At 46.1% G+C, this 7,464-nt stretch carries 5 protein-coding genes and 1 rRNA gene; 1 reads left to right on the forward strand and 5 read right to left on the reverse strand.

Features of this window, described 5'->3' with window-relative positions; translation table 11 throughout:
- Positions 1-18: 18 nt before the first annotated feature.
- The gene (locus BQ9856_RS04885; RefSeq protein WP_077609965.1) at positions 19-2,181 is read right to left on the reverse strand and encodes a glycoside hydrolase family 3 C-terminal domain-containing protein; all 2,163 of its coding nucleotides are present in this window, start codon (positions 2,179-2,181) and stop codon (positions 19-21) included.
- 134 nt (positions 2,182-2,315) lie between these two features.
- Positions 2,316-3,200: a helix-turn-helix domain-containing protein gene (locus BQ9856_RS04890; RefSeq protein WP_077609966.1), complete on the reverse strand. Its 885-nt coding sequence runs from the start codon at positions 3,198-3,200 to the stop codon at positions 2,316-2,318.
- Between the two features lie 237 nt (positions 3,201-3,437).
- On the opposite strand from BQ9856_RS04890, the gene BQ9856_RS04895 reads away from it, so the two are divergent.
- A complete protein-coding gene (locus BQ9856_RS04895) occupies positions 3,438-4,511 on the forward strand; it encodes an HD-GYP domain-containing protein (protein WP_077609967.1) in 1,074 nt (357 codons plus the stop codon).
- A gap of 69 nt (positions 4,512-4,580) precedes the next feature.
- Here the strand turns inward: BQ9856_RS04895 and BQ9856_RS04900 are convergent, their stop codons facing one another.
- The 3 genes from BQ9856_RS04900 to BQ9856_RS04910 form a co-directional block, all read right to left on the reverse strand.
- Positions 4,581-5,078 carry a low molecular weight protein-tyrosine-phosphatase gene (locus tag BQ9856_RS04900; protein WP_235839116.1) on the reverse strand — a complete coding sequence of 166 codons (498 nt, stop codon included), beginning with the start codon at positions 5,076-5,078 and terminating at the stop codon, positions 4,581-4,583.
- Between the two features lies 1 nt (position 5,079).
- A complete protein-coding gene (locus BQ9856_RS04905) occupies positions 5,080-7,086 on the reverse strand; it encodes a glycosyl hydrolase 115 family protein (RefSeq protein WP_077609968.1) in 2,007 nt (668 codons plus the stop codon).
- 250 nt (positions 7,087-7,336) lie between these two features.
- Positions 7,337-7,464 (reverse strand): 23S ribosomal RNA (locus BQ9856_RS04910); the annotation flags it as partial.

Genomic DNA, 7,464 nt, shown 5'->3' on the forward strand with positions numbered 1-7,464 from the left:
TCCCCTGATATCCTTACATCAGCCAATGCAGCATTTCTCCAGAACAGCGCGCTGTTCCACGAATACCTCCATGCATTCCGGTGTCTTTCCTGTGAGTTCCGCGCTTCGTTTGTCCGGCTGCTGCGTTCCCACATATACGTTGTAAGCACCGGCTTCCAGTACCAGATCCCCACGTTCATCCCGAAGGGCAAACGCCTTATCCGTAAGTGTCACACTTAATTCCTTTGCCTCTCCCGGCTTCAGTTCTTCTTTCACAAATGCTTTCAACTGGGCATTGGGCGTTCCCGGGGCACAGGACTTTACATATATCTGTAAGGTCTCTGCCCCTTTCATGGAGCCCACATTCTTTAATACCGCCTTTATGATAAGAGAGCCTCCCTTTGAGATCCTGCTCTGACTGACCGAAATGCCGGATACGGAGAAATCCGTATAGGACAGACCGTAACCAAAGGGATAAAGAGCGGCCTGCTTCATATAACGGTAGGTCCTTCCTTTCATTGCATAATCCGTAAAAGCAGGCAGCTCCTCCGTGCTTCGGTAAAAGGTGACAGGAAGCTTTCCCTCCGGCGCATAGCCGCCAAACAGCACAGCAGCCAGAGCCCGGCCCCCTTCTGCGCCCGGATACCAGCCTTCGACAATGGCCGGAATATGGGCATCCGCCCAGGTGACCGCCAGGGCACTTCCGGACAGAAGTACTAAAACTACAGGCTTCCCGCTCTTATAGATTTCCTCCAGCACCTGCTGCTGCAAGCCCGGAAGTGACAGATCCGGCTTATCCCCGCTGCCATACTCATTTCCCTCATCGCCCTCTTCCCCCTCAAGGCCGGAATCCAGGCCCATGCAGGCAATGATCACATCACTGGCTTCACAAACTCCGCGAACCTCTGAAAGGCGGTCGTTCTCCTGCCCCAGGCCGCTCACCCTTGACTTAAACAAATGGCAGCCTTCCGAAACCATAATACGCACCTCATCTCCAAGATAATCCTGGATTCCTTCAGAAACGGTATAATATCTGGAAGCAGTGCCTTCATAATTTCCAATAAGTGCCTTTCGGTTGTTGCTGTTTGGTCCTATAATACCTATGGTTTTTAACCGGCTCTTATCAAGAGGCAGCATATTCCCCTCATTCTTCAATAAAACAAAAGACTTCCTGGAGGCTTTAAAGTTAAGCTCCCGGTGTTCTCCGGTATCGTTGTCTTCGTAAGTGATCCGGTTAAATGGAACAGCATCCGGTTCCTCAAACATCCCGAGTTTCAGCCTGGTCACCATCAGATTTTCAACCGCTTCATTTAACCGTTCCTCAGACACCAGCCCCTGATTCACAGCCTCGGTCAAATACAGGAACAGGCTTCCGCAGTTTAAATCGCATCCATTTTCCATTGCCAGGGCAACGGACTCCAGGGCAGAACCTGTAACTCCATGATGTTCGTGAAAATCTCTCACCGCCCAGCAGTCCGAAGTCACATGCCCTTCAAATCCCCAGGCCGTTCTCAAAATATCCTTTAACAATGTTCTGCTTCCGCAGCAGGGCTCCCCATTGGTCCGGTTATAGGCCCCCATGACCGTCTCCACGTTTCCCTCTTTCACACAGGCCTCAAAAGCCGGTAAATAGGTCTCAAACATATCCTGCTTTGTTACCGCCGCATCAAAGGAGTGACGTTCAGCCTCCGGACCTGAGTGAACTGCAAAATGCTTGGCACAGGCAGCGACCTTCAAATAATTCTCGTCATCCCCCTGCATCCCACGGATAAAACGGACTCCCATACGCGAGGTCAAATAGGGATCCTCTCCAAAGGTTTCATGACCCCTTCCCCAGCGCGGGTCCCTGAAAATATTTACATTGGGCGCCCAGAACGTAAGGCCCTTGTAAATATCCGTATCATTGAATTTCTGCTGCATATGAAATTTCGCCCTGGCCTCGGTGGAGATCACATCCGCAACTTCGAAAAGCAGATCTTCATCAAAGGTTGCCGCCAGGCCGATGGCTTGGGGAAATACGGTGGCCACTCCGGCCCTGGCTACACCGTGAAGCCCCTCATTCCACCAGTTATAGGCCTTAATCCCCAGTCTGGGAATTGCCGCTGCGCTGTGTATGGTCTGTGAAACTTTTTCTTCCAGCGTCATTTCCTCTACCAATTCTTTTGCTCTCTTCCGATATTCCTTCTGCTTTTCTTTCTTCATGAGATGTACCTTCCCTTTCCTGTCAACCGGAAACCCAGCCAATATTTGGGCCGTTTTCCTTTGATCTCATCATAGCATTCTATAAAAAAACAGGCATCTCACTTCTTGCTTCTAATGATGCAAATATTGCTTTTCTACAAGCTTCCTGATTCGTATTTTTGCTGTCTGATCTTTCTATAATCACTTGGGGAACAGTTTTTTAACATCTTAAAAGTACGGTTAAATGCGCTCATGGATGAAAAACCGGAACCCATGGCAACATCTGTAATGCTCAATTCTTTGGCATTATACAGAAGCTCCTCTGCCTTCTTAACCCGTTTGGAGTTCAGATATTCATAAAAGGTCATATTCATATACTGTTTAAAGATCCTGGTAAAGTGATATTTGGAAAACCCTCCGATCTGGGCCACTTCCTCCAATGTCAGGTTCTCCATGTAATGTTGATTGATAAAGGAGCAGGCGCTCATGACTGCTTCCAGATACTCCTGCTGTTTCATGCTATGGATCTGCCTTCCGGCCACGTTCCGGCACACTTCATTTCTCCCTAGCTCTACATAAATCTCAATAAGGGCCGCGTAGATGGAAGCTTCCCGGAACGTACTGTTTCCCTGGTATTCCTCAATGATTTTCTCAAGCTTTTCCTTCATAAATGCATGAAGGGGGCTTTTAGCTTTCTTCTTAACTAATATCACCGGGGGCATCATAAATAACAGGGTCTCCATCTCCTTTAAATTATAAAGAAGGGTCGTTTCAAACTGCAGGATATAACGTTCTCCCGTAGGAGGCGCTTTTAATGCGTGGATCACGCCGGAGTGAATCAGAATGATATCTTCCGTTTCAAGTACATAATGCTCTTCTCCGACTACGACCTCATATCCTTCCTTTATTGGCATGATCATTTCAATCCCCACATGCCAATGTTCCGGATAATCTTCAAAAACTACATTATGATGCAGGCGAAGCCCCAAAGAACATTCATAATGAATGGTTTCATGCATTCCATTTAAAATTTCTATCATAATAACCCCTCTGATTTAACTTTCTGCTGATTCAGATGTTTGAAAAAACGTCCCCTGTTATGCAATCCGATTTAAGCCTTCCATACTAGTAACCATAATGCAAATTTTCATTGACGCATCCATCAATTGCAACTATAATTTAATGTGATATTGTGTATATATTACCAATTTTTACAAAAGAAGGAATCTACTGAATAGAAAGAAGAGACTGCGTTTTAGTCTGTCGAGGTGAGAGAATTGATTTATCTTCCTATTGAGAAATTGACTGAGGGTATGGAATTGGCCCGAAACATCCCCGGATTAAACCCCATGCTCCCTTTTGCAGTAACCGGTTTCATACTGAACGAACGTATGATCTGCCGCATGAAAAAAATCGGGATACAAGGAGCTTATATACGCACAGAGCTTACGGAAGGCATTGAACCGGAAGACTTTGTAGAGCCGGAATTAAAAGCAAAAATGCTGACCAGCATACGCAATACATTTGACCAGAACCTGAAAAAAATAACCTTTCAGTCCAGTAAACTGTCTTACGAGGAAATCGCAGCAGTGGCCGAATCCGTTGTTATGAATATTTTGAGCAAGGACAAGTATCTCTTCCAGATGATTGATATCAGGGATTATGATGGTTATACCTATTCCCATAGCCTTTACGTAGGCATTTTAAGTGTCCTGCTGGGCCGTTTCATCGGACTCCCCACATCCCATTTATATGATCTGGCACTCTGCGGCCTTCTTCATGACATTGGAAAAACGGATATACCGATCGATATTACCAACAAACCGGGGCCACTGACCAACGATGAATTTGAAATCATGAAACAACATCCCAGCCTTTCCTATAAGAAACTCGGGGAACATACGATTATTTCTCAAGTGGTATTACGGGGAGTTCAGACCCATCATGAGAAATTTGACGGAAGCGGATACCCCTTCGGCCTTACCGGAGATAATATTCCTCTTTATGGACGCATCCTCGCCATCGCTGATGTATATGATGCCTTAAACTCTACCAGGCCTTACCGGAAAGCATGGTCCCCAAGACGGATTTTTGACTACCTTACCAGCTGCTCCAACACTCATTTTGACCCGGAACTGCTTACCGCTTTCCTGCAGTGCGTTACCGCATATCCCATTGGTACGATCATTCATCTCAGCGATGGAAGTACGGCTGTTGTCAAGGATAACACGCCTGGATTTGCATTGCGCCCCACGATCCGTATCATCGGCCCTGCACCAAAAGCCGGAACGGATATTGATCTGTCCTGTGAGTCGTTAAATCTCACGATCGTTGACATAGAAGACATATAATGCCTGATAAAAGCAAAAACAAGGTGGTGGACCGTTTCCATTGGCTAACGGAAACAGTCCACTTCATCCTTATTTCCTGCATCCCCCTGCAGATTCCTGATTTAAAATGTGTGCCAAAAGAGCTTTACAGCCTTCACAGACATCATCATAAGTAATGTCAAAGTCCCCGGTATACCACGGATCTGCAATGTCTCTGGGATCAGCGCCAAAATCCAGAAGCCGTCTTACCTTTCCCTCCTGATCTCCGCCCAGAATCTTAAGCATATTCGTAACATTCCGCTGTTCCATGCCAATCAGATAATCATATTTGCCATAATCCTTCCGGGTCAGCAAAACTGCATATTTCCCATCCGTGGAAATCCCTTGCTCTCTGAGTTTTTTCCTTGTTCCATAATGTACCGGATTCCCGATTTCTTCCGCGCTTGTAGCCGCTGACGCAACATAAAAGCATTCCTCTAAGTGCTTCTTTTCTATCATATCCTTCATGACGAACTCCGCCATGGGGGATCTGCATATATTTCCATGACAGACCATCAAAATCCGGGTAATATCACGCTCTCTGTTCATATCAAATCTCCCATTTCTCCTTCATAAAAGCAAGCAGCTCCTTGTGGGTCAGATGGTTCTCCATATTCAAAACCAGCATGACCTGCCTGTCCTTACCGGAATTAAAAAATTCTCTCTGCCACTGATAAAAGTGGGGGCCATCCCCCAGTACACGGAAAAAGCCCATGAGAGTTTCCGCCACCCAGGCGCTCTGCTTTACATCTGCCAGACATTCATTGCTATAAAAATCATGCCACTTACCATGTTCCCTCTCCCGCATAAAAAGGTCCGCCTTTTTAAATTGTTCGAAGGCCAGTCCTGCATGATAAAATGCCCTTTTATAATCCTCTTCAAAACCATATTTTAAGCTTTCGCATACCCGGACCGAAGCCTGACAGCAGCCGTGAAGAAGCCTTACCTGCAAAAGAAGCGAATCTTCAAATAGAAGCCTGGCCCCTACTTTAAGCTTCCCTGCTGTTTCCTCACAACGGTTTAAATACGACCCGTAAGAAACAGCTGCCGGTTTACAAAGGCTCTCAAACCAGCTCACCTGCTCCTTTAAGCTGTTACCGGAATAAGCCCATAAAAGTTCCTCTGCGCGGTGACTTCTGTCTTTCATAAACTGGGTCATAAGAATCCTGGGTACATGATTTACAAACTGCTCCCCCGCATGATCGTCTTCGTTTGGTCCGTACTTTATCGCATATCTGGAAAACTCCAGAAAACACTGCTTCACGAAAGCCAGTTGTTCATCTCCATAGTACTGCTTCACATATTGATCTGCCCAGCCGTCTTCCGCTGCCCCGTTTTTCCAGATTTGAGCCATTAAGGCCAGGTAAAACACATGGGGCTTTACATTGGAACAATTGATGATCCAATAATCATCTGCGCCATGATCCAACACCTTTTTAAGTTCCTTCTGAACAAAATCCGTAGAATTAGGAAGCATGGTTATATGATTGGCCGCCTGAAGATCATAAAAAGAGGCATGATAATATATCCCATGACGGCCTCCTGTTCCACGAACCGGAAGAGCCGGAACCCTTGGATTATGATTTCCCTGGCGCCTTGAGACCATTTTTCCAAACCCATTGTCCGCCCAAATGTGGATAACATCTTCCGGAAGCTTTAAAAAGCCCTTCTGATACAATTCCATGGTTTCCCCATATAGATTGGTACAGCACAAAGCATCCGGCACCTGTTCCTTTACCATATCATATTGAAGAGTTATCAACCGGGTGAGAAGAGCCCCTCTTGCTTCATCCGTCTGATAACGCGGGTCATTTTCCCAGAATGGACAGTCTCCCTGGCCTCGAAAACCCAGATTCCAGACCACCTGAAACTCTCTCTGAGCCAGTATCGCTTCCCGCCACAGCCCGCGAAACAGCTCTCCGTGTTCCTCATAGGAAGGTGTTAAGCCTGGATAGGCTCTGGCAAACATCTCCGCCCCAATTGGCTCTGCATGATGATGGGTAATGAAAAGTCCCATATCGGAAGCCATTTTCCTGTGCTTTACCGAATTTTTGTCTGTTCCCGGGATCACCATGTTGCCGCCACACCTCAAAAGGGCCTCAAATACCATTCTCCATGGCTCCTCCATATCTCTGTTAACACTCCATTTGTCAATGAGCACTTCATCATTTACAAACCAGCCTCTTAGCTTAATGCGGAAAGGTCCGGATATCTGATCGTATCCTTCTTCCACCGGAATGATCTCCCTTTTCTTAAAGACCTGGTCATTCCAGAACCAGAAGTCATGGACACCTAAGAACCTCCGGCTGATTTCATAAATTCCGTATACAAAACCAAGTAAGGAACCGGCAGCCAGCATCAGATTTTCTCCCCGGCGGTATAACCGGTAGCACTCATCCGCAATATCAGCTTTCTCCAGCCGGATCGTAAGCCCCGGAATATTAGAAGCCGCTAAAACCTTTCCCATATCCCTTTTTAAATTTTGAAGAGCCAGCACTACCGCACTGTTAACTTCATCAGATTCTATCCGTGTATTCCCTGTCAATCCACATCCCATAAATAATTCCTCCAGCTTTTCCTGCACAAAAAAGCCTGTACGATCCGCACAAACTCTCTTTTAATTTACCTCTTAATCCCATCTATTGCAATACCATCATTTGATTTTTAAATAAAAAAAGCGCAAACCCATACATGGATTTACGCATTAAGATTCTTTGTTGTGCATGACAGACAATTGCACATACCCTCAAAACCACACATTGCTACATATCTTCTTCATCCGTTCTTTTCCTCTTACCTAAACCAACTTGGTTAAGCCCTCGACCTATTAGTGACAGTCAGCTACACATGTTGCCATGCTTCCACCTCTGCCCTATCTACCTCGTCGTCTTCAAGGGGTCTTACTCTTGCGATGGGATATCTCATCTTGAGGGGG

This window comes from Clostridium sp. Marseille-P2415 (genome assembly GCF_900155545.1).
Classification (GTDB): domain Bacteria; phylum Bacillota; class Clostridia; order Lachnospirales; family Lachnospiraceae; genus Lacrimispora.

Coding starts and splice junctions, on each gene's coding strand:
- BQ9856_RS04885 (WP_077609965.1), bottom strand. CDS start 2,181: ATGAAGAAAGAAAAGCAGAAGGAATATCGGAAGAGAGCAAAAGAATTG.
- BQ9856_RS04890 (WP_077609966.1), bottom strand. CDS start 3,200: ATGATAGAAATTTTAAATGGAATGCATGAAACCATTCATTATGAATGT.
- BQ9856_RS04900 (WP_235839116.1), bottom strand. CDS start 5,078: ATGAACAGAGAGCGTGATATTACCCGGATTTTGATGGTCTGTCATGGA.
- BQ9856_RS04905 (WP_077609968.1), bottom strand. CDS start 7,086: ATGGGATGTGGATTGACAGGGAATACACGGATAGAATCTGATGAAGTT.